We start from the raw sequence: 25,436 nt of genomic DNA on the forward strand, positions 1-25,436 counted from the left end.
ATGAGAGCTTGAAAGAAGAAGAAAGAGGAGAGACATTAGCAGTTGATTTCAGCAGCAGGCTTAAATCCTTCATATCTGAATATGGGGAGAAAGGAAAGAAGGTTCTCAAGGCAGCATTGATCAGAGCTAGGGAAGTTCAAAATTCTGAGGAAAATGTTCTGGGAGATTTTGATTTTAGGGGAGTTAGGAAAATTCTCGAGAAATCCGGAGAGCAATACAACCCAGGAACAATATTAGGAATAATGGAGAAGAAGTATGGGATAATAGAGACTTCTTATAAGTCCAGCAAGCAACATTGGTGGAGATTCTACGATATATATACTGTAGAGAGAGAGCTTGGTTCTGACGAGAAGGAACAAGAGGAGGAAGAGGATTCATATAAAATAATAATGGCAATGTATGCTTCATTGGAGCCAAAAAGGCTGCTTGAGTCTCTCAGAAGGCTTTCAACGAAGCCCAAGCTTGACTATGTAGATAAGAAGTTGTTCAAAAAAGTTGCTTTTGAGGAGCTTCCACTCGTAGAGGAGGTTCTAAAGAAAATGGGAGAAATGGAGGGAAAATTCGCTGAGCAGATAAAGATTTTGAAGGAGATCGTGCGGATTGCTGAGGAAATATCCATTAAATTAATAAAGGAGCAGTGATGCAATAGATTCTAGGAAGGAAGGTAGGATAATTGAATATGAGGGAAAACAAGTCTTCTAGAATAAAGAGTCTTACTTTAAGAGCTAGAGCATCAAAGCTTTCGTTTTTGGAGCTAAATGGTGATGTTTCTAATGACTAAATACAGAGATCATAAAGAAGTGTATACAAGGGACTACTCTCGCTGGAGCGTCTATCCAAAAATACCTAGGCCAGAGGAGTTTGGACAGAACAACAGAATAGTGCCGGGCTCCATAGTAGTTGTTGAAATAAGCGATATTGATGAAAAAGGAAGGGGTGTAGGCATACTCAACAGAGTGAAGATACATGTAAATGGAGGATGCACTGTAGGAGATAAAGTTAAAGCAAAGATAATAGAGAAGAGAGATAATGAAGCTCTAGCCGATCTCATTGATATATTGAGGTGAACTGGTTGTCCCAGGGAGGAGAATCCCCTCGCCTGGAGGTTGTAACCATAGAAATACCTGAAGGAGCCAATATAATTGTCGGAAGGAGTCATTTCATAAAGAGCGTTGAAGATATATATGAAGCTCTTGTGACCAGCTCTACTTCAATTAAGTTTGGTCTAGCTTTCAATGAGGCGAGCGGGAAGAGGCTAATAAGATATGATGGAAATGATAAAGAGCTGATAGATGCTGCCGTGTCTGCTGCTAAGAGGATAGGTGCAGGACACATATTTGTTATATTTCTCAAAAACGCTTGGCCAATAAATGTTCTCAATGCACTTAAGAATGTCCAAGAAGTGGTAAACCTATATGTCGCAACATCCAATCCAGTACAAATTATTGTTGCTGAAACTAATCAGGGAAGAGCTGTTCTTGGAGCAGTCGATGGGTATGTCCCGGTAGGTATAGAGCAAAAAGAGGATGTGGAGGAAAGAATTGAATTTCTAAAAAAGATAGGATACAAAAGATAAGGCTGAGAGTGCGAGCGAGAAATCACTTGCTTTTTTCTTCAACAAACTCTTTAATAAGCTCGGCACCTATCTCTATATTTTCTCTTTTTGTGGCATAACTGAACCTGACGAAATCGCTGCCGTATTGTATAGAAAAGCTTCTTCCCGGGAGTATTAGAACTCCCTTCTCCCACAATAGCTTCATCACGAATTCGTCAATTGTCATGCCTGTTCTTCTCAATGCTTCGGTTATCCTGGGGAACATGTAGAAAGCTCCTCCAGGAAGATAAGCTTCAATTCCAGCTATCTCGTTCAGCTTTTTGTAAAGTATCTTTCTCCTCTCGCTGAACTCCTTTATCATCTCAAAAGTAGGAGAAAAGCTGCTTTCCAGAGCAGATATTCCTGCCCACTGAACAAAGTTTGGAGCACAGCTATAGACATTCACTGCCAATGTATCCAATAGACGAATCAATTCCTCTTTAGCAGCCAGATATCCCAGTCTCCATCCAGTCATGCTGAATGTTTTGCTGAAGGATTGTATCAGAATGGAATTTTCCTGCCATCCATCTATCTGCGTAATGCTATAGAAGTTTCCATCATAGATGAAATAATCATAAACCTCATCAGAAATGAGGGCTATGTTGTGATCCCTTGCTATTTCATATATAGCTTTTATGGTTTGCTTACCAAAAACGTTTCCAGTAGGATTATCAGGATTATTTATAACAATGGCACTGGTCTTCGATGATATTTTTTCCTTCAGGTCCTCCAAATTAAGCTCAAAGCCCTTGTCCTTTCCCAGCCATCTCATTGATACATAGATCGGCTTAGCTCCAAGGAATTTTGCTGTCTGTCCGTAGGCATAGTAAGATGGTTCCACGATTAGAACTTCAGAGTCCTTTGACACTACTCCTGACATGGCAAGAAATATGGCTGTCTTTCCTCCCGTTGTGACCAATATGTTTCTATAGTCAACGCCCGCTCCATATTTCTTATTGAGATATCTCGATATTGATTCCCTAAGCTCAGGTATTCCTGCAGATTCAGTGTATCCCGTCTTTCCCTCATCTATGGCCTTTTTTGCTGCCTCTTTTATATGCGAGAATGTATCGAAGTCTGGCTGTCCTATTCCAAAGCTGATTATTTTCTTTCCAGTTTTTTGCGCTACCTCCCGTGCCTTTGAGAGGAAGTAGAAGGCTTGCTCTCCTTCGAGTTCATTGAGTGCTCCGTTTATTTTCATGATTTTAACCTCACTCCTAATTTCCTTTTTTGATAATTTTAAATTTTTTCAACCTATTTCTTACCTAACAATAAAAGATATTATAGAAATTATGAAAGCAAAAAAAGAAAAAAATAATAATTTTTTCTGAGAAAAAAGCTGTCATTAAAAGCGATAATATATAGCTTGTGAATGTAAAATCATAATAAAGGAGTGCCGATCTAAGATAATTGGGATTGAAATTGCCGAGAAAGGCGAATAAAGCGAGAAAGGAAGAAGCTTCCCGAGAGGAAAGGGGGAAGGTTGAGGCTGTCGCGACTATTTCTCTCTACCAACCATATGTACTGGATCTGGGAGAGCTAGCCATTTATGGCTACATCCCGTTTGAGGAAAACCTCCAAACCGAGAAGATTGAATCAACATCGACGGTTGAGGCACTCAAAGAGGGGACGAGAATTCTTGAGAGGCTGAAAAACAGCATGAAGAATAAGGTAAAAGATGGTCTTCTTCTTATAGATCTCTCTGGAAGGGGGTTTACTATTCATTTAGGAGCATATATAAATGAACCAAAGTGGCCTGGGATTCTTCTATATAGGCCAGCTAGGCTGAATGGCGTTGGAAAGGTGATAAGGGAGGGGGAAAGGTGGGAGGTTAAATGGATAAGAAAAACTATGCCGAGGGAGTTCTACGTATATGAGGGGGAAATTAAATTTGCTGGAGAACCATTCGATATAGTCCTTGATACAGATCAGGGAATGAGGGTGATTTTTGCTGAGAAGAAATCCGTGGCAAATGGAGCTGAGAATTGAGGGCGCTAGAAAGATAGAAAAAATGTGCACTGGAATAAAAGCTTGTGAGGATATTTTGCTCGAGGGAGGCAGAGATATATCAATAGACTTCGATAGAGGGAGGATCTTTGCCTCAGGAAATATAAGCAGAGATGTGATTGAGGGATTCAAAAGCAGGTATGGAGAGAAGATTTCTCTTGTGCTAGAGGAAGATGAGGGAAGAGGAATCCCTCTCAAGGATGCTTATTTGACTTTTGCCGAGGAGTTCCATTTTCTGGGAAAGGAAGCATTAGAGCTTGTTGTAGGGAGAACAGCGATGGTAGGTATGGAGCACGCAGTCTTCATTACAGATGATGGTACTGCTATAGCTATCGAAGGGGAAAGGGATCGCGTGCTTTTTCCTCCTTCATCTCTATGCATAGCTATTCATACACACCCATCAATCAAGGATCTCTCTGCTTCAGTCTCGTGCTTCCCTTCAACAGCTGATCTCAGAAATGCAGTTAGTTTCTTTCTTGATGGGGGAATTCTTTTTGGTATAGCATGCAGAGGATTTGCGCTATACATTCAGAGAACGTGGATAGTTACAGATGAAATGCTGGAATCACTGGCTGATTTACCAAAAAAAGCGGAGAAAATTCTGAATTCATGGAGGAAGAGTGGGAGCGATCCGTTACTAAAGTTGAGAGAAATAGCTAAAGGACTTCCGCTCGAAATTTCTCTAAAACCACTTGATTAAAAATTCAAGATCTAAAATGACTTTTTATTGTGAGTTCTTCTCGTTCTTTGTTCAATCCAAGCCAAGCAAGTTCTTGATTATACTTATGAGAACATTGGAGTCCTTTTCCATAATTGAAAAAGGAATAGGCTGAGAAGGATATAGATCTGAGAGAGAGACTGTTTCCTTCTCAAGAGCATTCTCACTATATCCCTTCTCTATTCTATCAAGAATGAGCTCAGCTTCTTCCCTGTTAAGTATCCCAATATCTCTCTTTATTTCGGTCAGCTTTCTTGATGCTGTATATGTAGCTCTACTTATATCTATTCTGCTCATCCATAGGGTCTCGTAGTTCAACATTCCCCTCCAATCATAAGCGTTCTCCAACAAATTCATATGCTCTGATAGGCTCCTTGCTGTGATTATGTATCCAAACGATTCTGGATTATCGAATGCACGACTTCCTGGATCGATGAATGGTGCTAGAGGAGCCACGAAGAAATCAACCTTGTTTCTCTTCTCTTCTGGGAGTTCTTCGAGAAGGGAAGATATAAAGCGTGGGAGAGTTTCTGAGTCCTCAACTCTTTGCCTGGGTAGGCCAATTAAAAAGTAAATGTCCACTCTCTTGATGCCCAAACCGATTGAATTCTTAACAAAATTAAATAGGGAATTGTTTCCGTATGGCCTTCCATAGAGCTTTCTGACTTCCTCTATATGGGATTCAGGACTAATCTGAAAGTAAATATCGGCATCTATTGAGGATATTTTTTCTATGAGCTCCCTGCTTGGAGGTATGAAGAACTCGAAAAATATGGTTCTTGCTGATAGCCTTTCCTTCTTAATTTCCTCCAACAGCTTTTCCAGTCTACCTCTTCCCATAAGCTGTATGTCACCAACAAGGAAAATTGGCATGTCCATGTACTCGCTTATGCTCCTCATTTCATTAATGATTGCTCTTGGTGATTTTAGGGCCAAGTGTTTTCTTTTAAAATATTTTTCATATGCATACTTAGATCCACCGCAGGCAAGACAGTTGAAGTGGCATCCCTTGTAGAGAATTATTCCACCTATTGGATGCCTAATGAAATCGGCGAAAGGAAGCCAACCTACTGGATCCTTAGAACTGGAGAGGTTTTTGAACAGCTCGTGGTAATCTAATCCATAGTCACTGATATCATTTGGAACAAACGAAATAGGATTGACTCTTATCCTGTTTCCTTCTCTGAAAGCTAAGTTAGGTATGTCCTGAAGATTCTTACCATTGGCCAAGCTATCAAGAAGCCTTTCCATAGGAATTTCAGTCGTGTCTCCAAGAACGATGGCATCTATCCAGTCGAACTTGCTCAATATTTCCCTGTGAAAAATTGTAGCTGAAAGACCTCCCAGAACTATGAAAATGTCTGGTCTTTCTTTCTTTATCATTCTAGCAAGCTCTATGGATCCGTGAGAATGAACCATCCAATGAAGGTCTATTCCAACAACACCAGCATCGATGCTCTCAATATATTTTTGAAGATTAAGGCTCTCATCAAGAATCATTTTAGCTGCTAGATTGCTTATAGAAACTCTGTAGCCCTTTTTCATTAAGTGAAATGACATGGTGAGAAATCCGTAGGGGTACATATCAAATATCGGAGTTGAGGGAATAACATCACTTATAGGGCCGAACCTTCTCTTCTCCTCTCGAAAATATAAATAGCTTGGTGGGTGTATGAGCAGTAGATCCGCCTTCATTTTGATCAGTCTTCATATACTTCTCTGAATAGTTGATTTATTTTCATATTGTTATTATTTTTTAAAGTTAAATCAATAAATTTAAGTATTCTCCTGTTTCCTGAATATTGAGAAAGTGATCTCAGCTTCTCGTAAAGAACATCCTCGGTGAGCGTTTTGGAAGGATCTCCGTATGGTATGTCCTCATGCTCCTCTAAAACTGTCCCATTTTTCATTTTCACTCTGACAGTGACTGGATGCTTCTTTGGAAAGTACGCAGTATAGTCCTCACGCACTCTAACCCTAACTTTCTTCTCAATCTCTCTTACCAGCGGATCGCTCAGCGACTCAAATATTTCCTTAAGTCCAACCCATTTTTTCACTAATGCAGTTGCTGTGAGAAATGTGAGGCTGAACATGGCTTCCTCGAGAGTGGATGGGGAGACAACATCTGCAACTTCAGATGCTTCCTCAAAAACTTCTAGTTCTATGCTGTCAATGTTGTTCAAATCTACCTGGTTGCTCAGCTTTAGAGAAGCCTGAATGGTTGTGTGGCTGTTCCTACATGTTGGAAATATCTTGTAGCCTATTCTGAGAACTGCTGGTTCCCTCTCAGTCTGAGGATTATTTTCACATTGTTTCGATAGTATGCTGCATATTTTTTCCTCTACATCATACGTTTCCCTTGAGAGGCTTGTGAAGGCCTCGCTCATCATGTATGAGTAGTATCCAACAAGAGAAGCGTGAGCAGGACTCATGGGCTTTATTACAACAAGTCTATTGATGAGCGGCATAAAGCCTCCAGCATATGTAATTGCTAGCAACATAGAACTGAGTATGCTATCATCTTCTCTCTCATCAATCCAAGAGAGCATTGCGGCCACTGCTACTCCTGCCACTGTAGATGTATTGTGCCATGTTCTGTAATGAGATCTCCCTAGCCATCTGCCGAACTCCTCTGCTATTTGATATCCATAAATTATTCCTGCAGTTATTTCTTCCAGAGACAGGTCCTTTTTTTGAGCCAGGAGTACGGCGGAGGGGATTATCGAGGCTCCAGGATGAAGTATGCCCAGAGGAAGCCAGTCATCGAGCTCAAGCGAGTGAGCTGCGAAGGAATTCAGAACGAGGGCCGTGGTATCGTCTACCCTGATCATCCTTTCACCGAAGACGATAGCGTCCCCCCTGCCGCTCCCATTTTGAAGAAGAATTTCTCTCAGCTTTTTCACTCTCGAATCGATTGAGTGAGAAGCCATTGCTATAGAAATTGTATCTATAAGAGATGTGAGGGCAGCTTTGTGCTCTCTAAAGTTTGCTCTTTCAGCAATCTCTGCAGCATTGTCCAGAAGCTCTCTCAGCTTGCCCTTCCCCAATTTAAGCACCTCGCCAAAAAAACTAATTTATTTTTTAGCCGATCGAGGTTAATATTATCAAATAGAAAAAATACTTTCGGACAACTATTTATTTAAAGAGAGCAGCAAGATCCTGAAACAACAAATTGGTTGGGAGAGCACATGTCGTATTTCGAAAAAATAATAGAGAAGGAGCTGAAGGCTCCATCCGTGTTTAGAGAGAAATACAAGCTGTATCCAGAATATACTCCATCAGTGCTCCCCCACAGGGAAAAGCAGCTGAAGGAGCTCACCCAGAGGTTCAAAGGAATCTTCACATCTCCAGGAGAGGAGATGCTGAGGGTTGTACTCACCGGTTCCTATGGAACAGGTAAAACAGTAACAGCGAAGGTCTTCGGAGAGACCATCTCCTCCCTGGCTAGGAAAAAAGGCATTAATGTAAGGTACGTCCATGTTAACTGCTTCAAGTCCAGAACTCTTCCGCAGGTAATACATTCTATTTCATCTGGCCTTGGTATAGCTCTCCCACAGAGGGGATTAAGCGTTCAGGAACTTCTGAGGGGTCTGCTCGATGATCTTGAGAGAAAGAACGCCTATGCTCTCATTGCTTTGGACGAGTTCGATTATTTCATGATATCAAGTTCCATCAGCAATCCCCTATATACATTGGTCAGGCTATATGATGACTATTCGCTTGAAAGAAAGAGAGTGAACTACATCTTCATAGTCAGAGATCCAAGCGTACTTGAGTTGGGGGGCGAAGCTTCGAGCTCGTATTTCATGCATGATATCATATCTTTTCCCCCATATAGTTCCTCCGAGCTCTATGATATACTTCGTGTTAGGGCAGAGGAGGCCCTTTTTCCAGGTGTTATATCTGAAGAAGGACTGAGGTACATTTCTCTCCTTGAGGGGCATGATAGAGGGGGGCTGGGAAGCGCTAGAACGGCTCTTGAGATACTCGTGAGAGCTGGAGAGAGCGCAGACTCCGAGGGAAGAGGAAGCATAACAATTGATGACATAAGAAAGGCTCAGATTGTGGTTAGACCAGAAACTGCCCTCCTTCAAGATCAGCTTCAGTCCCTGGAAACTCATGAGCTCATAATCTTCCTTTCCATTGTTAAGGCTCTGAGGAGATCTGGAAGCAGTTTCGTGAGAATGGGGGAAGTTGAAAGTGTTTACAGGCAGATATGTGAGAGCTACAGGGAGAGAGCAAGGAAGCACACTCAGCTTTATACAAACATGATGAAGTTGAAAAGCATGGGAATCATAGTAGCAAGAAGCAGTGGAAGGGGATATAGAGGGAAAAGCACGCTTCTAGGCATAATAGGTGGGCCACTTGAGGAGCTGGAGAGGAAAGTGGAGGATCTCCTCAGCAAGCGAGGAAAGTGAGTGATGTTCAATAGCCTATGGAGAAGAGGCAAGTACAAAGTACTCAAGATAATCTATGAATATGGTGAAGTCAATATTTCGAGAATTGCGAGAGAGAGTGGATTAAATTACAATTACGTTAAGAAATACCTTAGAGAGCTAATCAACATGGAATTGGTGAATGAGAGGACTTTTGGGAGGGCAAAACTGTACTCCATAAACTATGCAAGTCAAAAGGCTCTGCTCCTAAGAGATGTTCTCGAGGCTCTTGAATGGATAGAGAAGTAACTTCTTACTGATCGCTATGGAGCTGAAGAAAGATGAAAAAAGTCATTATATTGGATGGATATACCGATGAGCCTGCCGGACTGGGCGTTCCTCCTTTCATAGATGTCTATCCAAGGTATATTGCTGGAGCAATCTGGAGCTCAAGTCCGGACACAAAGGTGATATACTACACAATTGATGAGGCTAGAAAGAATTTCTCATCGTTCTATTCAGAGGCTTCTACTTCCGAGATAACTGTGGTGATTGCCGGAGTAGTGGTACCAGGAAAGTACATTGGTGGAAGGCCCATAACACCTGAAGAGGTGAAAAGCATAGGGATGGTTCTTAATAATACATTCACCGTCCTCGTGGGCCCTGCTGCAAGATTCGGAATGGGGGAGGAGGGGGGTAAGCCCGCCATATCTCCGTCTAGCTTCAAAAATTTCTATGGAGCTGTAGTGAGCGGGGATCCAGAAATTTATATTAGTGAAGTAATGAAGCTCGGAGTCGAAAAGGTGGATGTGTGGGTAAAGAGGAAGAGCTATGATGAAGTGAATAGGTTTGCCACTGTTGGTGCCAAAATTGTCAGACAGCATCCAAATTATGCTTACAATCTCACAGCGGAAATTGAGACATACAGGGGGTGCAGCAGATGGATAGTTGGAGGTTGCTCATTCTGCATTGAGCCTCTCTATGGAAAACCAGTAGTTCGCCCTCCTGAGAAAGTGATAGAAGAAGTTAGGGCTTTGTATAGTGAAGGAATAAGGAGCTTCAGAATTGGGAGGCAGCCAGATATATTATCATATGGATCCACTGACTTGGGAGTAAAGGAAAACCCAGAGCCGAATCCGGAGTTTCTCGATTATTTCTTCAAGGGTCTAAGAGAAGCAGCTGGAAATTCTAATATACATGTGGATAATGCGAATCCCTCAGTTATTTCCTCCTACCCAGAAAAATCGAAGAAGGCCATTCTCAGCATAATGAAATATCACTCCCCTGGAGATGTGCTAGCTTTTGGTGTTGAAAGTGCTGACGAAGAGGTTGTGGAGATGAACAATTTGAATGTGACTTTTGAGGATGCTGTAAAAGCAGTGGAGGTTGTCAATGAAGTTGGGAGAGCTGTTGGGGAAAATGGCTTACCCCATATTCTTCCTGGGATAAACTTCGTTCTTGGCTTGCCAGGGGAGAGAGCTAAAACATATGAGCGAAATCTGGAGTTTCTGGATGAGCTTCTGAGAAGAAAGCTGATGGTTAGAAGAATAAACATAAGAAGAGTCCTCGTTATTCCAGGAACTAGGCTGCATTCAATGTGGAAGGAATCGATATTGAGTAAAAATGAGGAAAGGGCAAGACGATTCATTTGGTTGGTGAGGCACAAATACGATCCAGCTTTTCTGAGAATGGTTGTGCCGCCGGGAGCCATTCTGAGAAACCTATATGTTGAGAGAAGCGAGAGCTGGGGGAATACCTATGCTAGGCAGCTCGGGTCCTATCCAATAATGGTTGAGCTGAGAGGAAGGTTCAATCCTCCATGCATTTTGGATGCCAAGATCGTTGGTTATAAGGGAAGGAGCTTGAAGGGTGTTCCTGTATCACAATGTAGAACTAGTGAGATCTCTCCTCCCTAGTAACATAATTCATAATATCCCTGGCTAGAGATTCCCCAATGCCCTCTATACTTCTCAATCTAACTTCTCCAGCTTTAGCTATATCAGCAAGGCTCTTGAAGCCTGCATTATAGAGCCTCCTTGCCCTTACTCTTCCTATCTTTGGAATCTGTACTAATTCCACTAGATCTCTTTTAATGCCGTTTTCCACCCTTATGCTCAGCTCTCTTAGAAGTTCTACGTTCTCCCTTGCTTCAGGAACTATTTCGGCAAGCTTGCTTATAGCATATGCTATCCAGCTGGCTGATTCTATGTAGGAATATATGTCGCCCGGTCCTATATCATATCTGTCGCAGATTTCCTGCTCAGGGACCTCATTTATCCAGTCCAGTAGGAAGGAGGCAGTCTTCACCTCCTCCAATACTTTTTCATATTCTATGTCTCTTTCGTGGAGTCCGAGAAGCATCTCCGGAAAGAACTGAGTGAAGATCTCATCCATTCTCGCTAGCTCACCTCTTCTCAATCTCAATTTTGGCATGTCTGGAGAAGCTGCAATTAGGTGCATAACTGAGAACTCGGTAAGCCTCTTCCTTTTTCTAAAAGCCTCAATTGAGTATAGGGCTGTGAGGGGATCTATGTAGAGCTCAGCTACATGCCTACCAAGCTCCGTTGGTGAATAAAAAGAACCTGAGCTGATGATAAAATTTCCCTCGATAAGCATGTTCAGGGATTCGGAGACTAATTCCTTTATAAATTTATGCGATGACTGCCTATAGAGAAGGAGGCTTCTTATGTACTTCTCAATTCCTGAATCGTTTGTTCCCCCAGTAGCGACAATGTAAGATAGAAGATGGGTTCTGAACCTAAGGGGAGAACCCATTTTAGACTTGATTTTCTCTGGCTGTCCTCGAATGTATGTATCAAGGAGATCCTCGGCCTCTTTCTCTGTCCTTGCTATAAGTATTGCTTCTCCATATTCATCGTATCCTGGTCTTCCTGCCCTTCCAGCAAACTGCTTGTACTCGATGATCTTGATTGACTCGCTGCCTTCACCTGCTACGTATCTCTCTGAACTGTCAACTACAACTCTTCTCGCTGGAAGGTTGACTCCAGCAGCAAGCGTAGGGGTTGCTATTATAACTTTTATTCCTCCTTCTCTGAAGCCTCTTTCTATCTCTCTTCTCTGCTCAACAGTGAGTCCAGCGTGATGAAATGAAACACCCTTCTCTATTAGCTTTGAGAGCTCCTCATTCAGAGAAATAACTTCGCTGGATTTCTTTATCTTGTCAGCAATTTCCTCTGAGATGCTGTCAGGACCTATGCTGAGCTTTTCTGTGATGGATTTTGCAAGCGCAACAGCCCGCCTCCTGCTGTTTACAAATACCAGCACCTGTCCCCCTTCATTTATCGTATCGGAAACTAGATCGAGAACTGGAGAAGAAAATTTTTTCTTCACTTTCTTCACTTCACCATCTGAGAATCTGATTTTGCCATTGAGATATACCCCTTCCCTGAGAGGAACTGGTCTCCAACTGCTTTCGACGACATCTGCGGATAGCCATGAAGCTATTTCCATGGAATTCCCAACAGTAGCAGAAAGAGCGAGAAACTGAGAAGATGGAAGCAAGATTTTCAAGTTAGCAATTAGGCTCTCAAGCACCGGTCCTCTCTTCTCATCATCCAAGTAGTGAATTTCATCTATTATTATGAGAGAAACATCGTTTAGCCATGATGGTCTGTGTCTAACCAAGCTGTCCATTTTCTCATATGTGGTGCATATTATGTCATATCTCTCGAGCCTAGGTTCAGAGGAGTCATAGTTTCCAACTGTGAGTATTGTTCTAAGATTGAGATCCTCATAAGATTTGAAATCGTGGAACTTTTCGTCTGCAAGTGCTTTAAGTGGGCTCAGATAGACCACTTTTCCCTTTCCCTTCAGTATATGATCAATTGCTAAAATCTCCGCTAGTAAGGTTTTTCCGGAAGCTGTCTGGGCTGCCATCAATAGGCTTTTTCCATTGAATATTCCTTTTTTTACTGCCTCCTCCTGTGGAGGATAGAGCTCTTTAACTCCCTTTCTCTCCAGCTTCAGTTTTAAAATATTGTGAAGAGGGAGCTCAGAAAAAAGCATCAGAACCACCATTTATGCTCAGGAAATAGTGGAATAGCAATTCAGCTTTCTCTCCGAAATTATGCCCTCCCTCATCATCCTCCTAATTAGTTCCTCCATCTCCTTTTCTGTAATACCCTCGTGCTTTATTCTCTCGTATATTTCCTTTATGTTAGCACAGTCAGATCCAGTCTCATTCATTATTTCCTTTATTGTGTCCTCGATGAGCATCAGCTTCTCCTTCTTGCTCTTTGGAACACCAACCATGAGTGCATCTATATCTATTACTCCAGTCTCGCTTTGGTAGCCGACTTGATGCAGGAATACCTTCATGAGTCTTATTGCCTCATATGCATCTTCCTCAGTGACCTCGGTCTTGAGAGCCATCTTTGCGTGAGCTTCAGCTAGCCTTACAAGGGCTTCCAGTTGCCTGGGAGTTATTGATACCACACCAGCTTGAGCCTCGCTGCCCATCCTCCTCATTTCAACGAAGAAGTTCATAAGAGCTCTATTTGCTTCCTCCGTGAGAACCGGTCTAACATATCTCCTTGCGTAGCTGATGTATTTCTTCAGAAGATCCATGGGGATTTCAGGCTGGATAAGTTCTGCCTCCTTATGAACCTGAAGCATGTGTCTAGCAAGCATTGTATCATAGGTTGTTGAGGGTTTATCCTTCAAAATGAATATCAGATCGAACCTGCTTAAGATTGTCACGGGCAGGTTTACATTTTCTGTGACCGTTCTCTCCGCTATATATCTACCATATTTTGGATTCCCAGCAGCAACTACTGCAGCTCTAGCATTGAGCCTGGCAACTATCCCTGCCTTTGCAATGCTCACGGTATTGTGAAGGAGGATCCCATTGCTCAAAAATCTCCTCGTTGGCTCAATTGTTAAATCATATACCCATTCCTCTCCGCTGTTCTCGACAACATCTATGGCCTCTATGGAATGCCATGAAAGGGAGTTCAAAGCTTCTATGTCATTGAGAATGCTTTTCTTTTTTTCATCTGGCGGGATGTTTTCCCTGCACGAATTTACAAGCAGAGAGATCTCGTCTCTAACGGATGAATATGGCGAGGGGCATTTTATGGAAGTGAACAGTTTTTTATATATAGCATGCAGTTTCTCTTCTGGATAACTAGCTGAATCAGCTATTCCTGGCTCTCCGGGAACTATGGTTTTTTCCCTCAGCTGATCTGCCCTCAAAACTTTTATTCCTTCATCGCTGAGAATGAACACTGGATGCTCCGGTGTTACAATAATGCTATATCCATTTGAGTACTTTATCCTGTAGAATTTTCCTGGAGCTTTGTGCTTGCTGATCAGCGCTGGTCTCACCGTGAAGACCTTCCTTAAATCTGTTGTCCGCAGCATGATACTTTCTGGAATTCGTTCCAAGTATACTGTATCTCCAACTGTTCTAACAGGATTGCTCCCCATCAGCTCCTCAACATATTGGCCTATCCTAATTCTCTCTCCACTTGCCAGCTCAATAACAGTGCTTTCATGATAGCTTTGCTGCTCCATTGCTTCATGGATTGCCACTCTATCCTCCTCTCTCATCTTGTCTATCTCATCAATCAATGCTACACCTCCATCTGCTAGAACCATTGCTCCTGCTTCAAGATAGAAGTCGCCTGTTTTCTTATCTCTGATAACTGCTGCTGTCAGTCCAGCGGCAGAGGAGCCTTTGCCTGTTGTATAAACTGCTCTTGGAGCCAATCTGCTAACATACTGAAGAAGCTGGCTCTTTGCTGTTCCAGGATCTCCTATCAAAAGAATATGTATGTCTCCTCTAATTCTCATTCTATCCCTTGTTTCCTTGGGAACTCCACCAAAGAGAGCAAGAGCTATTGCTTCTTTCTCATCCCAGTGATCGTAGATAGCAGGGGCTATGCTTGCTATTATTCTCTTCCTCACCCAGGGATCCTTTGAGAGCTCTATTATCTTCTCCTCATCTTCTCTTGTGATGTCAACTTCCTCCAGAGTTTTTTGGCTGACGAGAATGTTGTTTGCCTCAAGCTCCAAGTCATAGAGAGTTTTTCCTTTTTCCTTGGGAGGAACTACTCTCAATATTCCGATCACCGTTATTCTATCGCCCGGTCTAGCCACATCAACTAGATCCCTTGATACAGTCACATCAATGCTTCTCGGTATCTGACCAGGCGGTATTTCTTCTGGTCTTTCCTGGACCACTATTCGCTGCCAATCAACATATTCGCCCTTCTCCGGTATTGGCTTGAATATTCCCCCCATTCCACATATTGGGCAAGTAAGAGGAAGCTCCAGAACATCTCCCAGCTCACCCTGCTCTCTTGGAGGCCATGGAAACTCTGCATTGCACTGTTTCAATTCCTCATTTGCTTTTTCCTTCTTTCTCGTAACGCTGATGTGCTTCAACATAGCCCTTATGAGCTTTTGCTTTACGGGGGACACTCTCACCAAAATCCCTTCAAGTGATATAAGAGTGTTCACATGCTCGCTCCTTATGCTTCTAATAGGAATATTCTCTGGAAGATTTGCAATTCTTATGAAAAGATCCTTTCTCTCCTCTACATATGAGGGATTCACTTCACTGACAACGCTTCTGAGAGCCTGGTTGAATTCACCCAAAGCTTTGTCTGGAGACTTCAGAAGATAATATGCTAGAGAATCATCCATGTAATGAATATCGATCCAATCAACTTGGAGTGAGGTTGCTCCATTGTATATCATTTGCTTAATCCGAGATATGTACTTCCTCTCCTCATTATTTCTCGAGAAATTCAAAAGAAAATCTCTGAACCTCTCTACATAGTCTACTGCTAGTAATTCCTGCTTCGCATTTTCAACAGTCAAAGACCCAATACCTCCTTCCATTCTTTGAGTCCGGACTGAAACTTTTCGATTAATATCAGCTCTTCTGGAGTGACCTTTGCTTGAAGAGAGGGAAGATCAGCATTTGTGGCTAGCATCGAGTTTACTAAGACATAGAGCCTCCTCGTTATTATCCAATTGAGAAACTCCATAATTCTCCTTTTTTCCTGTATATAATTGGGATCTGGGTTCGATTTCAAGATCTTTTCAAGATGTGCAAGGTGTTCTGAGCATATCCAGTAGAAGCTGTTCGGCAGTTGTTCTAGATCCTTTGGGGATCTCATGCTCCTGCTCTTGTACTCAATTTTTGAAATCTCCTCCAGGGAGAACTCGTTCCACTTTCTTTTCACTATTCCTTTGTCCTCAAGCATATTTGCATACCATCTGGGGAGCTCTATTTCATCCCCCTTTTTTACGCTGAGAGTGGTACCATTCGGTAATTTCAGAGTCTCAGCATCAGCCAAGACAATAGCCTTCACTGGAGATCTCTCGAATGCCTCCTTGAGCAGCAGCATTTCTTCCATCAATTTGCTTCACCTCAATCCACAGAGAAAAGATCAAGCATCTATAACTATATAAAAAGGAAGGACATTATTATGTTTATTACAGCTCTTAAAAACTTGTAGATCTGGTGGTAAGATTGTCTGGCGCTGATTCGCACTTACTCTGGGCTGAAAAGTATAGACCTAGGTCTCTCAGTGAGATAATAAATCAAGAGGATGTTGTTGTGAGATTGAAAAGATTTGTTGAGGAAAAAAACATACCACATATGCTCTTTGCTGGACCTCCTGGTACAGGAAAAACAACTGCAGCTCTTGCTTTTGCTCATGATTTATACGGCGAAGGGTATCAGCAATACATCCTAGAAATGAACGCTTCGGATGAGAGGGGTATAGAGGACATAAGAACTAAGGTGAAAGAATTCGCTAGAGCAAGAGTGGTGGGAACTGTTCCCTTCAAGCTCATAATATTGGATGAAGCAGATAACATGACAGCTGATGCTCAGCAAGCTTTGAGGAGGATGATGGAGAACTTTACCTCCACTAGCAGGTTCATTCTCATAGCTAATTATGCTAGCAAAATAATTGAACCGATCCAGTCGAGAACTGCTCTGTTCAGATTCACTCCATTGAGCAGAGAACAGGTTGTGAGTAGGCTGAAATGGATAGCAGAGAGAGAGGGGATTAAATATGAAGATAAGGCACTTGACGCGATCTATGAGATAAGCGAAGGAGACATGAGAAAGGCAATCAATTTATTACAGTCATCAAGCGGAGTCGGAAAGGTCACTGTGGAGGTTGTCTACAAAGTCATAGGTCTAGCACAGCCGAAGGAAATAAGGGAAATGGTGAGTAGCGCTTTGGAGGGAAGATTTGATCTGGCCAGAGAGCGCCTCAGGAGGCTAATGATAGATTATGGACTGAGCGGTGTAGATATAATAAAGCAAGTGCATAGAGAGATCTTCGGTCCAGATCTCCAGCTATCAGAAGAGCAGCGCCTTCTCATAGCTGATTATGCAGGAGAGATCCTATTTCGGATGGTTGAAGGAGCTGATGATGAAATACAGATGAATAGCTTTTTGGCTTGGCTCGTTCTTCTCGGTAGAAGAATATCGCAGGAATGATCAGGAATGTCCGCTGAGAGCTATATTCCATGGACAGTGAAGTACAGGCCAAGAAGCATATCGGAATATATCAACCAAGATGAGGCAAAGACACTGCTGTTAAATTGGATGAGATCCTGGGAAAGAGGTGCCCCAAGCAAGAAGAGCGTCATATTGTATGGCCCTCCGGGAGTTGGAAAGACTTCATTGGTGGAGGCTATAGCAGGAGATATCAATGCCGAAATAGTGGAAACAAATGCCAGCGATTTCAGGAGAAAGGAGGACATAGAGAGAAGGATAAAGCCTGCAGCAACAAAGATGACCCTTTCTGGAAAAAGGAGAATAATACTTATAGATGAGGTTGATGGGCTATCAGGGACGGCTGATAAGGGGGGGATCGAGAGTCTTCTTGAGCTAATATCCATAACCAAGCATCCAATAATAATGACTGCTAACAATCCCTTTCACCCAGATTTAAGACCCATTAGAGATGCCTCGACAACGATAGAGCTGAAGAAGCTTCATCAAAGAGATGTGATAAATGTTCTAAAGAGAATTTGTGAAAGAGAAAATGTTCAATGTGAGGAAGAAGCGTTGAAAATAATTCATGGGAAGAACGAAGGAGATCTAAGAGCTTCGATAAATGATCTCCAGGGAATAGCCCAGAGCTTTGGAAAGGTAACCGCTTCGCTGGCAAACGAGCTAATATACTATAGAGATAGGGAAATAAATCCATTTGATACGCTGAGAACGATCTTCACATCCAGGTCATCCTGGCAGAGCAAACTGGCAATCTCCCACTCACAGGTCGATACGGATTCCCTGATCGAATGGATCTCTGAGAACATACCCGTTCAGTTGACGGAACCTGAGGATATTTACCTAGCCTATCAATCTCTATCTAGAGCAGATGTGTACAGGGGAAGGATGAGGAGAACGCAGAACTATGACTTTCTCACCTATGTAGTGGATATGATTGGTCCCGGCATATCTCTATCGAGAAAGAGAACAAAGTTCAAATGGGTGAAATATGAGTTCCCGAAAAAAATAAAGATGCTAGGTGAAACGAAGAGGGCTAGAGAGCTGCGAGAAAGCGCTGCTAGGAAGATAGCAGCTGTTCTTCACTGTTCCAAGGAAACAGCGAAGAGCGGGATTTTTCCAATGCTCAAAGCAATGTATGCCATGAATCCTTCCAAGGCTCGGAGCATAATGGAGGGCTTAAAGCTCGAAGATGAAGAAGTCAGAGTGATAGTAGGAAAAGTCAAGGAAGATGAAGCTCATGGAGAGGAATTCATGGGTCCCAAGAAAAAAGAAGCTGCTCCCGAAGAATCTGAGGAGAAGGGAGGGAAGAAGCCCAGGAGAGAGAGGAGATCAGGCTAGAAGCAACTTCTTCTGCTGAATAAATTGATAGATGTCTATATGGGGTCATGACTCTGGATAGTATTAGTCTCTCCGCCTCAGCTTCCCCGCCTTCCCACTTGCTCAAATTTTCCTCAAAAGTTAAGCTCTCATCGTATTTACGAAAGAAGGAAACAAGCCTCCTGACGAAGTGATATATAAAAGATTCTCCTCGGATCCTCAAAATTAAGCTCTTTCCCCTATTTTCTATTTGGATGCTAATAAGCCTCCTATCAAAGTACTTTTGTGGAAACGAATCGATCTTGAAATTTTTGTAAAAATGCCTGAGTGTTTCAAGAGAGATAACCTTTTGAGCTGCTTCTCTCAGCGAGTCCACACTTGACCTGTATTTTTCAATAACATCGAAGTATACATATTCTCTCCATAGAGCCCAATATCTTATTCTGAACTGTGGAGGCAGAGATTGCCTGATCCCCCAAACTTTCAGTCCTGGACATTCTCTATTTAAAACTTCAGCAATTTTCTCCAGAGAGCATCCCTCTGGAAGCGATAGGGATATGATCTGCCCAAGCGCGCTGACTCCCCTGTCAGTTCTTCCTCCATGACTATATGTATACTTGGAAATCTCATCAAAGCAAGAACTATTTTTCATTGTTGATAATATGCATCCTTCTACGGTGGGGAGTCCTGGCTGGTATTGAAATCCGTGATAGTGTGTTCCAACATAGGAGAAAAGGATATATGAGATATGCCTCATTTCTTCTCCCGTTGAATTGCCCTCTCAATCCCCTTCAAGAGCTCCTCCAGATGCTTTCTCGTTACGTGGGGCATTACAACAGTCCTTATCCCCCTGCATTTTGCACCTCTGTACACATACAATTTCAGCTCAGCAAGCTCCTCAATGAGCTTTCTAGCGTCTATTTCTTCATCAGTGCTAAGGCAGGCAATAGGAACATCTGGACGGTTCACTGCCTTTCCTACTCTCATTCTTTCGGCCTCGCTGAGGAACCAGAGAGCATCGTTATAAGCTCTATTCGACATAGAAGCTATTCCGTCTTCTCCGTAATATGCTAGCGTAGCTAGAGCTGCTGGAGATGAGAAGCCAGGCCTTGTGCCAAGTAGACCAAACTGCTTTCCAGATAATATATACTCTACATCAAATGAAAGCGTCTTGAAAAGCTCCTCAGGAAGAAATATTATTCCTGAGGGAATGGGAGCTCCCAAGAACTTATGAAAGTCCACGCTCAAGGTAAATGCAAAATTTCTTGAATTGAGCCAGTTGATTATTCTGGAGTAATTGCTCCGATCAATGAATGGAAATGTGAAGCCTCCAAAAGCTGCATCTATATGAATTGGGATATCGCTATTTTCATCTATCAGCTCCCTGGGATCCTCTACGCTACCAAGCTCAGTTGTTCCCATCGTGAGCACGATCCCCGTTTTTTCGATATTATTCTTTTTCAATTCAAAGGCCTTGCCCTTTCCCGAAGCATCCGTGGGGAAAGTTATCTCTTTGAGATTGAGCAGTTTGGCTGCCTTCGAGATGCTATAGTGTGCCAGATCTGTATGAAGCACCTCTCGGATGCCTAGTGCTTCCCTAAAAGTATATAGAGCAAGAATGTTTGATTCTGTCCCTCCACTTGTTATAATTCCCTTCAAATTTTCAGGGAGGCTCAAGAGCCTTCTCGTCTCCTCTATAAGCTTATCTGTAATTTGCTGCAAGCTCTTGAATAGGGTTGGGTCTCCCAGATTTTTCGATATAAAGTGGACAACAACTTTGATAGCTTCAGGAGGAGGGGGTGTAGTCATTGAACCCAAGACTTCGCCGCTTTCATGCCTTGGATCCTCTTGCGACAAGTTGTATATCCATTCTATTATGTTATCTTTATCCAAAATTGTTATCACCCCAGTACAGGGCTAGAAGCTTATAGAGATCACAAGTTTAAAAAAGGTTAAATCGGCTTAATCTTGAGATATGGAAATAGAAGCTGTATTATCCCTAGTCCTAGCAGCAAGATAAGTATGGATAAAGCTATGTAGGAAGTTTTCAGTTTCATCTTCTGGTCGGAGCTACTGCCATCAGAGAAAAGCGCTGATATTAGCCTTCCATAATAGAAGCTGGAAATTCCGCTGTTTATTATTGCAATGAGGACTAATACCAGACTATATGAAATTGCTGATTCGAACAAATACAGCTTTCCCCAAAACCCTATGAGAGGTGGAAGTCCCAGGAGACTTAGGAGAAACAGTGCGAGAGATGCTGTGCTGGAAGAATCGCTCTTGTATAGACCCTTAATTTTTTCATATTGAGCAGCAATCCCCAGCTCTCCAGAAAAAAGAAATGCTCCTGATTTCGATAGACCATACCCAATCGTTTGAACAGCAATTCCTCCAGAAGCAAGATAAATTAGCTGTTCATCTCCTGTTGAAGCACCGTATAGCATGCCTACTACTCCGACGAGAATGTATCCGATCTGAGCTATGCTGCTGTATGCGAGAATTCTGGGGAATATGTTCGTTGTAAGGGCAGCTATATTCCCAAAAGTCATGGTGAGAATGCTTATGGCAGCAATGAATAATATTAGTTGGTAGCTTGGGCCTATATAGAACGTATAGTATATCATTCTTGTGAAGCCAAGAATTGCTCCCATTTTAGCGACTCCTGTTATGAGTGCTATGGCCTTCCCTTCAGCAGAGGAATAGACGTCTGGCATCCACCATTGAAAGGGAACGATCCCTAGCTTGAAGCCAACACCTGCTATCAGGAATGCTGATGCTAACAACAGAAGCTTTCCACTGCCATACCAGCTTGCTGAATATATGTTGTCTCCTGGCAAGTAGATGCCTGTGCCAAGCCACATAACTATGAAAACTGTAGACATAGCACCCATAAGAGCATACTTTATGGAAGCATCCGATGAAGTCTTTGTTTTACTCGCCGCTATAGCAGTATAGGATGAAATGCTCAAAAGAAGCCAAGCAGAAATGAAGAGAGCTATGGATGATGATGTGGCGAGCAAAAAGCTACCGAGCATTACCATGAAGCTAGATGATGAGAAGATTGCCATCTTCTGAGGACTGGAAAACTCAAGTGCAGTTGATGAGAGAACCAACTGAAGTATGAATGCCCCGAACATCATTGGGATAACTGCGAAGCCGTCATATACAATTATCCCGTTGAGGGCAGAGGAAAATTGGGATGTGATTGTTAGATAAGATATGTAGGATACGGCTCCTAGCTCCAGCAGTCCGAAGATCAGGGAGAGCATGACAATTTTCTTCCTGTCTCCATTAAATGCGAATCCCTGGAGTAAAATTAATACGGATGCTATTACGGGAATACCTATGACAGCTAGAGCACCAATATTATTCATGTTCATCATGATAACCACCTCACACAATCAGTAGCAATATGACCATGATTATCAGTCCAGCAATGAAGTAGAGAAGGTACGAGTAGAAATCACCGGTTAGAGGCTTTCTAAATCTTCTGCTAATTTCTCCTATTCCCCTTGGAAGCGAGTAATCGATGAGAAGATCCAAGCCCCTCTCAAAAAATCTATAGGTTCCTTCTCCAATCTTCAAAAATGCCAGACCTATATTGTAATAGAGCACATTGATTATCCATCTGTTCTCCAAAAATCCATTCAGAATGGGAAAAGATGAACAGATCTTCTTGGAATCTATTAGTCTGAAAGCATAAGCGGAGATGGAGAGGAGTATTCCAATTATAACAATAATTGTAGATAGAAGCACGGCAGAGATTTCTTCGGCTCCTATTACTGAAGTTGAGTGAGTGAAGGACTGCGATAGGAATTCGACCATCTTCTCACCGAAGAGAGGCCAAGCTACTCCAAGCCCAATCGAAAGCACTGCTAATATTCCATATGTAGATAGCACATATACAGGTGGTTCATGAACTTCCACTTCTTCCTTCCCTGGAAATCTGTAGCTGTACAAAAGGTATCTGGTTGAATAGAAAGCAGTGAAAAGAACAGTTATAATCAAGAGAGCCGTTGGTATGAATATTCCAGTGGATATATAGCTTTGAACGAGGGAGTCCTTTGTCCAGAACCCCAAGAATGGAGGAAGGCCTGCAAGAGATAGAGTTAACAGCCAATTGAGAGAAGTTGTGGTCCTCATCTTCCATAGATTTGGCCAATCATTGATGAACCTGCTCTCTCCAACATGTATGTAGATTCCTGCTCCGAGAAATAGGCCTGCTTTAAATACTGCATGAGCTATAAGATGAGCTATCACGAATGAAAGGACGAGAGAGGGATATGAAGAGAACATTGAAGCGCCTATTCCAGCAAACATGAAGCCAAGCTGGCTCCCAGTTGAATATGCCAGTATGAGTTTTGCCTCCCTTGCTACCAAAGCCATTGATGCTAGAGAGAAGGCTGTTAGTGCACCAATGATTAACAGAGCATAGTAGAAAGCTTGCACCTGTGTGAGCACGTAGCCTCCAAGCAAAGGATCAGTGCTAAAGAGCTCCCTTGCTCCATAGATAAATATTGGAGATATCCTCACCATGTAGTAGACTCCAGCTTTAACCATGGTTGCTGCATGTATCAAGGCGCTCACTGGGGTAGGACCAGTCATGGCAGTTACAAGCCATTCGTGAAGGGGGAACTGAGCGCTCTTTGCCAATGCGCCGAGAGATAGAAATATCATGACGGGGGTTAGAATCCCGGCTCTTGCTAGTTCAGCAAGGAGCTCAGATGATCTGGATAGAAGCTCGCTTATGTTGAATGTCCCCGAAAAAATATAGACTATGAAAATTCCAAACAGCATTAAAATATCTGGAACTCTAGTGAAGAGGAGAGCTCTCAATCCGCTCATGCTAGGATAGGAGAACATTGGGGTGTTTCCTACGTACTTTCCCTCTTCCCCTATCATTCTTTCTTTCTCATCGTGCCTCCAATGTCCTATGAGAGCGTAGCTAGCTAGCCCTGTCCCCTCCCATCCGAAGAATAATAGCAATAGATTGTCTGCAGATACGACCAGCATCATGCTGCCGACAAAGAAGGTGAAATATGTGAAGTATCTTCCGTATCCCTCGTCTCCATGCATGTAATATATGCTATAAATTCCAATTATCAGCGAAAGGAAAGAGACTAGTGCCATCATTACTGCTGTGTATGAATCGGTAAGGAAAGATATGGATAGGCCTATTTGAGGGAAGTTCCATAAATACAAAGGTCCACCGATCACTCCTATTATTGCGTAATAAAGAACAAGAGCTGAAGATATTGCTGAAACAGCTAGAGAAGCTATGCTAAGATATCCTGGAAGCTTCTTTCCTGAGCTCAGAGCGGCAATTATAGCTGAAAATATGAATGGCTGAATAACGGCCAGGACGTATAGGTACTCGGCTATCACCCATACACACCTCCCACGGAAGCATAATAGCTTTTCAGATATCCCACAAGAGCGTTAGCATATGCCGGGGCAATTACAAAAAGAATTACTGATGCTATGGAGAGGGCTATAAGAGTTCCAACTATAAGATGATTTTCTTTCGTCTTCTCAAACTTGGGTGGACCCTGGAATATTCTTTTGTAGTTATAGAAAGAATACGATATTGATATGGAAAATCCTATGAAGAGCAGAAATAGCACAAGCCAGCCCACATTTCCTGCTGCTGAAAAAGCATCAACCGATCCTCTTACTATGAAGAGCTCGCTCCAAAATCCAACAGTTGGAGGCATCCCGGTTATTGTGAAGAATCCTATGAGTGCCGAGTTCCCAGTAAGAGGTAGAGCCCTGAGCATTCCCCCCATATTTCTTATATCCCTGAGCTCGTTCTCATGATAAATAATAGATCCAGCGGACCCGAAGAGAACGGCCTTTCCAAAGGCATGTGCTATGTAGTGAAGTATGAGGCCAGCATATCCGAAAATATTTCCACTTGCAGCTGCTACTATTAAATATCCCATTTGTGATATGCTGCTGTAAGCTAGGAATCTCTTGAAATCTCTCTCATAGAGTGCGTTTAGCCCACCATAGATAATGGTTATTGTTCCCCATATTGCTAGGATAACCCTCACACTGTTGAATTGTTCTGGAAATAATGGAATGAGGAAGCGAAGGATCACGTACGGGCCAATTCCTATTAGAAGGGGAGAGAGGAGAGCACTTATGGGGGTAGGAGCTTCGGCATGGGCGTATGGGAGCCAAAGATGAAATCCAAAAGCTGCTGCCTTAACAAGAAGACCTATGAGCATTAGGGCAAAAATCAATTTCGCAACTTCATAGGATATACCGTTTAGAGAAATTATTTTCCCATTCGACAGAAATACGTTGAAGCTTCCTTCATAATATCCAAAAGCAAGAGAACCTACGAGAAATAGAACTGCTCCAATGTGGGTCCAAACAAGATATAGTAGAGCTATTTTTCTCCTATCTCCATATCCATAGTTATTAATCAGGATGAAGCTTGATATCAGTCCTACCTCTAGGAAGAGATAAAATTCAACCAAGTTAGTGGAGATAACGCTAGCGTACATGGATATGGCAAATATATAGTACAGAAGATAGAACAGCTTCAGGCCTGAAAGAACCTCCTCTCCCTCTTCTTTCAGCTTTCTACTCATATATGGATATGCGTAAATTGCAATGATCATGGACACTACAAGCACTGTAATTGAAATAGGGCCGGAAATATAGTCTAAGAGGAAATTGAATTCTCCAAGAAAGCTTCCGCTGAGAAATGCTCCATCGAGATAGCCGCTTCTTCCTCCAATGAATAATTGAATTGATGTGACCAGAATTAGGGGGAGAAACATGAATGATGCTGTTATGCTCACACTTCTCTCTCTCTTTGCTAGCATTGAAGCTACTACAACAATGAGAAGCGAGAGTGCGAGAGTGGATGATATTAGATAGTGAACTTGGGATGCATCCATGCTC

21 protein-coding genes are annotated in these 25,436 nt (G+C 42.5%); 10 read left to right on the forward strand and 11 right to left on the reverse strand.

Features of this window, described 5'->3' with window-relative positions; translation table 11 throughout:
- The first annotated feature begins 8 nt into the window (after positions 1 to 8).
- The 3 genes from QXR92_01785 to QXR92_01795 all read left to right on the forward strand — a co-directional run bounded on the left by QXR92_01785 (position 9) and on the right by QXR92_01795 (position 1,576).
- On the forward strand, positions 9 to 641 hold the full coding sequence (locus QXR92_01785) for a hypothetical protein (GenBank protein MEM0318739.1): 633 nt from the start codon (positions 9 to 11) through the stop codon (positions 639 to 641).
- A gap of 132 nt (positions 642 to 773) precedes the next feature.
- Positions 774 to 1,067 carry a hypothetical protein gene (locus QXR92_01790; GenBank protein ID MEM0318740.1) on the forward strand — a complete coding sequence of 98 codons (294 nt, stop codon included), beginning with the start codon at positions 774 to 776 and terminating at the stop codon, positions 1,065 to 1,067.
- Between the two features lie 5 nt (positions 1,068 to 1,072).
- The gene (locus QXR92_01795) at positions 1,073 to 1,576 is read left to right on the forward strand and encodes an adenosine-specific kinase (GenBank protein MEM0318741.1); all 504 of its coding nucleotides are present in this window, start codon (positions 1,073 to 1,075) and stop codon (positions 1,574 to 1,576) included.
- 22 nt (positions 1,577 to 1,598) lie between these two features.
- Here the strand turns inward: QXR92_01795 and QXR92_01800 are convergent, their stop codons facing one another.
- Complete coding sequence (locus tag QXR92_01800) at positions 1,599 to 2,795, reverse strand: pyridoxal phosphate-dependent aminotransferase (protein ID MEM0318742.1); 1,197 nt, start codon at positions 2,793 to 2,795, stop codon at positions 1,599 to 1,601.
- Positions 2,796 to 3,016: 221 nt separating this feature from the next.
- On the opposite strand from QXR92_01800, the gene QXR92_01805 reads away from it, so the two are divergent.
- Together QXR92_01805 and QXR92_01810 are read left to right on the forward strand one after the other, a co-directional pair.
- A complete protein-coding gene (locus QXR92_01805) occupies positions 3,017 to 3,583 on the forward strand; it encodes a hypothetical protein (GenBank protein MEM0318743.1) in 567 nt (188 codons plus the stop codon).
- Positions 3,543 to 4,301, forward strand: coding sequence for a hypothetical protein (locus tag QXR92_01810; GenBank protein MEM0318744.1), 759 nt, complete (start codon positions 3,543 to 3,545; stop codon positions 4,299 to 4,301). Before QXR92_01805 ends, QXR92_01810 begins: the two co-directional genes overlap by 41 nt.
- Positions 4,302 to 4,352: 51 nt before the next feature.
- Here the strand turns inward: QXR92_01810 and QXR92_01815 are convergent, their stop codons facing one another.
- Together QXR92_01815 and QXR92_01820 are read right to left on the reverse strand one after the other, a co-directional pair.
- Positions 4,353 to 6,014, reverse strand: coding sequence for a TIGR04190 family B12-binding domain/radical SAM domain protein (locus QXR92_01815; protein MEM0318745.1), 1,662 nt, complete (start codon positions 6,012 to 6,014; stop codon positions 4,353 to 4,355).
- Between the two features lie 5 nt (positions 6,015 to 6,019).
- Positions 6,020 to 7,366, reverse strand: coding sequence for an MmgE/PrpD family protein (locus QXR92_01820; GenBank protein MEM0318746.1), 1,347 nt, complete (start codon positions 7,364 to 7,366; stop codon positions 6,020 to 6,022).
- A gap of 141 nt (positions 7,367 to 7,507) precedes the next feature.
- Here QXR92_01820 and QXR92_01825 point away from each other — a divergent pair, with 141 nt between their 5' ends.
- The 3 genes from QXR92_01825 to QXR92_01835 are packed head-to-tail and all read left to right on the forward strand — an operon-like array spanning position 7,508 to position 10,611.
- Positions 7,508 to 8,737, forward strand: coding sequence for an ORC1-type DNA replication protein (locus QXR92_01825; protein MEM0318747.1), 1,230 nt, complete (start codon positions 7,508 to 7,510; stop codon positions 8,735 to 8,737).
- A gap of 3 nt (positions 8,738 to 8,740) precedes the next feature.
- Positions 8,741 to 9,004 carry a winged helix-turn-helix transcriptional regulator gene (locus tag QXR92_01830; protein ID MEM0318748.1) on the forward strand — a complete coding sequence of 88 codons (264 nt, stop codon included), beginning with the start codon at positions 8,741 to 8,743 and terminating at the stop codon, positions 9,002 to 9,004.
- Between the two features lie 32 nt (positions 9,005 to 9,036).
- Entirely contained in the window at positions 9,037 to 10,611 is a 1,575-nt protein-coding gene (locus tag QXR92_01835) for a radical SAM protein (GenBank protein MEM0318749.1), read from the forward strand.
- On the opposite strand, the gene QXR92_01840 is transcribed toward QXR92_01835, so the two are convergent.
- From QXR92_01840 to QXR92_01850, 3 genes are read right to left on the reverse strand one after another with little or no spacing between them, the layout of a single operon-like run.
- Positions 10,589 to 12,721 carry a DEAD/DEAH box helicase gene (locus tag QXR92_01840; protein ID MEM0318750.1) on the reverse strand — a complete coding sequence of 711 codons (2,133 nt, stop codon included), beginning with the start codon at positions 12,719 to 12,721 and terminating at the stop codon, positions 10,589 to 10,591. The genes QXR92_01835 and QXR92_01840 overlap by 23 nt on opposite strands.
- Before the next feature lie 18 nt (positions 12,722 to 12,739).
- Positions 12,740 to 15,541: an AAA family ATPase gene (locus tag QXR92_01845; protein ID MEM0318751.1), complete on the reverse strand. Its 2,802-nt coding sequence runs from the start codon at positions 15,539 to 15,541 to the stop codon at positions 12,740 to 12,742.
- Positions 15,538 to 16,083, reverse strand: a complete 546-nt coding sequence (locus QXR92_01850; GenBank protein ID MEM0318752.1) for a hypothetical protein — start codon at positions 16,081 to 16,083, stop codon at positions 15,538 to 15,540. Before QXR92_01850 ends, QXR92_01845 begins: the two co-directional genes overlap by 4 nt.
- Before the next feature lie 116 nt (positions 16,084 to 16,199).
- Here QXR92_01850 and QXR92_01855 point away from each other — a divergent pair, with 116 nt between their 5' ends.
- Entirely contained in the window at positions 16,200 to 17,183 is a 984-nt protein-coding gene (locus QXR92_01855) for a replication factor C small subunit (protein ID MEM0318753.1), read from the forward strand.
- Between the two features lie 6 nt (positions 17,184 to 17,189).
- Positions 17,190 to 18,542: a replication factor C large subunit gene (locus tag QXR92_01860; protein MEM0318754.1), complete on the forward strand. Its 1,353-nt coding sequence runs from the start codon at positions 17,190 to 17,192 to the stop codon at positions 18,540 to 18,542.
- Here QXR92_01860 and QXR92_01865 read toward each other — a convergent pair.
- The 5 genes from QXR92_01865 to QXR92_01885 are packed head-to-tail and all read right to left on the reverse strand — an operon-like array spanning position 18,454 to position 25,432.
- Positions 18,454 to 19,278, reverse strand: a complete 825-nt coding sequence (locus tag QXR92_01865) for a hypothetical protein (GenBank protein MEM0318755.1) — start codon at positions 19,276 to 19,278, stop codon at positions 18,454 to 18,456. The two genes, QXR92_01860 and QXR92_01865, sit on opposite strands and share 89 nt — an antisense overlap.
- Complete coding sequence (locus QXR92_01870; protein MEM0318756.1) at positions 19,275 to 20,414, reverse strand: aminotransferase class V-fold PLP-dependent enzyme; 1,140 nt, start codon at positions 20,412 to 20,414, stop codon at positions 19,275 to 19,277. The genes QXR92_01865 and QXR92_01870 overlap by 4 nt, the downstream gene beginning before the upstream one ends.
- 59 nt (positions 20,415 to 20,473) lie before the next feature.
- Complete coding sequence (locus QXR92_01875; protein ID MEM0318757.1) at positions 20,474 to 21,904, reverse strand: proton-conducting transporter membrane subunit; 1,431 nt, start codon at positions 21,902 to 21,904, stop codon at positions 20,474 to 20,476.
- Positions 21,905 to 21,914: 10 nt separating this feature from the next.
- The gene (locus tag QXR92_01880) at positions 21,915 to 23,906 is read right to left on the reverse strand and encodes a proton-conducting transporter membrane subunit (GenBank protein MEM0318758.1); all 1,992 of its coding nucleotides are present in this window, start codon (positions 23,904 to 23,906) and stop codon (positions 21,915 to 21,917) included.
- Positions 23,903 to 25,432, reverse strand: coding sequence for a complex I subunit 5 family protein (locus tag QXR92_01885; protein ID MEM0318759.1), 1,530 nt, complete (start codon positions 25,430 to 25,432; stop codon positions 23,903 to 23,905). The genes QXR92_01880 and QXR92_01885 overlap by 4 nt, the downstream gene beginning before the upstream one ends.
- Positions 25,433 to 25,436 lie beyond the last annotated feature (4 nt).

The sequence above is a fragment of the Fervidicoccaceae archaeon genome (assembly GCA_038734945.1).
GTDB lineage: Archaea > Thermoproteota > Thermoprotei_A > Sulfolobales > Fervidicoccaceae > ARK-14.

Coding starts and splice junctions, on each gene's coding strand:
- QXR92_01790 (MEM0318740.1), top strand. CDS start 774: ATGACTAAATACAGAGATCATAAAGAAGTGTATACAAGGGACTACTCT.
- QXR92_01800 (MEM0318742.1), bottom strand. CDS start 2,795: ATGAAAATAAACGGAGCACTCAATGAACTCGAAGGAGAGCAAGCCTTC.
- QXR92_01815 (MEM0318745.1), bottom strand. CDS start 6,014: ATGAAGGCGGATCTACTGCTCATACACCCACCAAGCTATTTATATTTT.
- QXR92_01825 (MEM0318747.1), top strand. CDS start 7,508: ATGTCGTATTTCGAAAAAATAATAGAGAAGGAGCTGAAGGCTCCATCC.
- QXR92_01830 (MEM0318748.1), top strand. CDS start 8,741: ATGTTCAATAGCCTATGGAGAAGAGGCAAGTACAAAGTACTCAAGATA.
- QXR92_01835 (MEM0318749.1), top strand. CDS start 9,037: ATGAAAAAAGTCATTATATTGGATGGATATACCGATGAGCCTGCCGGA.
- QXR92_01840 (MEM0318750.1), bottom strand. CDS start 12,721: ATGCTTTTTTCTGAGCTCCCTCTTCACAATATTTTAAAACTGAAGCTG.
- QXR92_01850 (MEM0318752.1), bottom strand. CDS start 16,083: ATGGAAGAAATGCTGCTGCTCAAGGAGGCATTCGAGAGATCTCCAGTG.
- QXR92_01860 (MEM0318754.1), top strand. CDS start 17,190: ATGTCCGCTGAGAGCTATATTCCATGGACAGTGAAGTACAGGCCAAGA.
- QXR92_01865 (MEM0318755.1), bottom strand. CDS start 19,278: ATGAGGCATATCTCATATATCCTTTTCTCCTATGTTGGAACACACTAT.
- QXR92_01875 (MEM0318757.1), bottom strand. CDS start 21,904: ATGATGAACATGAATAATATTGGTGCTCTAGCTGTCATAGGTATTCCC.
- QXR92_01885 (MEM0318759.1), bottom strand. CDS start 25,432: ATGGATGCATCCCAAGTTCACTATCTAATATCATCCACTCTCGCACTC.